Origin of the sequence: Sphingomonas sp. CCH9-E2, from assembly GCF_001557215.1 — a bacterium.
Lineage (GTDB): Bacteria > Pseudomonadota > Alphaproteobacteria > Sphingomonadales > Sphingomonadaceae > Sphingomonas.
Genome location: NZ_LSJM01000081.1, coordinates 1 through 695, shown reverse-complemented (window position 1 = coordinate 695; position 695 = coordinate 1). Strand labels below are relative to the sequence as shown.

The following is a 695-nucleotide window of genomic DNA, read 5'->3' as shown; positions in this document are numbered from 1 at the left end:
AGCGGCATATGGACGTGGTCGAGCATGACTGGATCCTCGAAGGCGGATCGATCGACTGGGACGGCACCGGCCTCGTCGTCACCACCGAACAATGTTTGCTCAACCGCAATCGCAACCCCGGCCTGTCGCAGGGCGAGGCGGAGCGGCGGCTGCGCGAGAATCTCGGCTTCGACCGCGTGCTATGGCTCGGCAACGGCCTCGCGCACGACCACACCGACGGCCATGTCGACAATCTCGCCCGCTTCGTCGGCGAAAACCGCTTGGCGATTCCCGTGCCGGAGGAAAACGACCCCAACTGGCTCGTCTACGCCGACGCCAAACGCCGCGCCGAGGCGCTGGGGGTCGAAGTCGTCCCTGTCCCCTCACCCGGCCGCGTGATCCAGGGGGGCGAGGTCGTTCCGGCAAGCTATATGAACTTCTACATCGGCAACGCCGCCGTGGTGGTCCCGGTCTACGGCCAGCCCAATGACCGCAACGCGGTGGAAACAATCGGCGCGTTGTTCCCCGGGCGTGAGGCAGTCGGCCTGCGCGCGGACCATATCCTGACGGGTGGCGGCAGCTTCCACTGCATCTCGCAGCAGATTCCGAAGTAGCCCGTCCCTCTTCCTTCTTAAGCCCCTCCCGCTTGCGGCCCCCAACTAAGCCCCTCCCGCTTGCGGGAGGGGTTGGGGAGGGTCTTCTTCTTCTTCTTCTTC

General features: G+C 65.5%; 1 protein-coding gene. It reads left to right on the top strand.

Translation table 11 applies throughout. The features are described 5' to 3' along the window. The coding region (locus AX681_RS04640; protein ID WP_197424232.1) for an agmatine deiminase family protein at nt 1-593 on the top strand (593 nt) is incomplete at its 5' end. Nucleotides 594-695: the final 102 nt, after the last annotated feature.